The following is a 1,764-nucleotide window of genomic DNA, read 5'->3' on the forward strand; positions in this document are numbered from 1 at the left end:
AAATCAGGTATAAATATACGGAATATATTTGGATAACTCAATAAAAATAAAAGTAAAGTGTAAGTTGACAACTGCTTTATTATCATTGTGTTCATTACTATTTTCTAGTTGGTTGTTTAAGAGCGCTTTGTAGTTTCATTGTGCTTAAAGAAATAGAAGCTCCAATTTTAAAAGCTGAAGCACCATAGACCGAAGCTGATACCGAATAACTTGTAGGTGTCCAATCGAATTTACTCGTAATTCCCATGCTAAATGTTCCACTTAAAGTTCCATATCCTCCTGCAAAGTCGGGAGACATTTGCAGAGCTTTTCATAAGAAATCTTTGCGGAGCTGTGGTACTGACTTGCAGCACTATCTGTCTTATTAATCCTTTATATTAAAAAGAGCAAATAAAACTTCCTTTTTTCCTAGAGATTTTACTAAACTTTCAGCGGCATCTAAATTCTGAACATCATATTCTGTAATGTAAACTTTACGATATTCTTTTAGCTGATTTAAAGCATAGTTTCGATCATTGAAATAATTATCGAGAGCAATTTTATAAATCAAATTACTGGATGTAAGCTGTTTATTATTTTTATATTGCCCATAAATTTTTCGTAAATCGTTATCTATGGAAGGAACATTCATTTTTAATTTTAGAACAGAAATCATAAAATCGAGTGATATATCACTTCCATCGCTTTTCAATTTCTCAATCTGAGTAATTGCATTTTCGTAACTTCCAATTTTGATGTAAAGTTGGATGGCATTATTAATATAGTTTTTATTTTCTGGGGCACATTTCATAGCACTTTCAATATAATCGCGCGCACTGTCTTTTTCAGAAGTAACAAATTTTTCTCTATATTTTTGAAATAACTTCAAACATTTTGTATCAGTTTTAGCCACTGTTTTGGTCTCAGGTTGCTTATTTTGGCAGCTAGAGCTAAGAGTTACTAAAAGGATTAGTAGATAGATTTTACAATTCATAATTTTAATTGCTTGTATTAAATTGTATTTGGTCTTGTGATGCTCTATTTGTTGTTTGTGCAGTGGTCTCAAATCTTAAATTTAAACCCGATGAAACTCCTGATGAACTATTCGTTAGACGTCTATAAGAATTCAAAGGCACGAATAAACTGGCTTCCGAAGTTGCATGATATGGTGCGTTACTTAACATAGGCATACCAATATCTTTAAATGGAGTACTTTCAAAAATAAAGTTTTTCCCTGTCGGAGTCCATGATTTAACTCCAAAAAAACCCGCAACACCATCAATCTGAATTCCTGGCGCATAAGTTTCCGATGAGAATCTAGCATCAACTTTAACACCCGTAATTTCACTTTTACCACTTATCAATTGTCCTTTAGTTCCCGTATTTTCAACATTCATGCTATAATCCACTTGAGCTGTATTATTGAAAACAACAACATTAGCAGCTGCACCTGATTTACCGTTTCCATCTGTTCCATCTGAGCCAAAAGCTTCTAATGTAGTATATTTTATAACTTCTGATTTTGGTATATTCATATTCTTTTGAACTTGAGCCGTTGTAGCACCAACATTCGTCCATTTCTCTCCATTGGTATCGGTAAATCCTTTTGATTTATTATCAAACCAAACAACTCTACCTGCACTGTTTTTAAACCAATCCACTGGAGCACGACCATCGGGGTCAACATATCGCATAGGATTATTGAACACGAAGTTATACGGTGATTGGTCTGGGAACTCTTCCGCCAACGGATCCACGCTTATAAAACTACTCCATTTTGGGTCG

General features: G+C 33.8%; 2 protein-coding genes and 1 pseudogene. All 3 read right to left on the reverse strand.

The window, feature by feature from the left end; genetic code table 11:
* Positions 1–97 precede the first annotated feature (97 nt).
* A complete protein-coding gene (locus tag CHX27_RS15305; protein ID WP_133063357.1) occupies positions 98–298 on the reverse strand; it encodes a hypothetical protein in 201 nt (66 codons plus the stop codon).
* A 66-nt stretch (positions 299–364) separates the two neighbouring features.
* Positions 365–973, reverse strand: coding sequence for a hypothetical protein (locus CHX27_RS00130; RefSeq protein WP_094484771.1), 609 nt, complete (start codon positions 971–973; stop codon positions 365–367).
* Positions 974–977: 4 nt separating this feature from the next.
* Positions 978–1,764, reverse strand: a pseudogene (locus CHX27_RS15395) (RHS repeat domain-containing protein); the annotation flags it as partial.

This window comes from Flavobacterium aurantiibacter (genome assembly GCF_002251775.1).
Taxonomy (GTDB): domain Bacteria; phylum Bacteroidota; class Bacteroidia; order Flavobacteriales; family Flavobacteriaceae; genus Flavobacterium; species Flavobacterium aurantiibacter.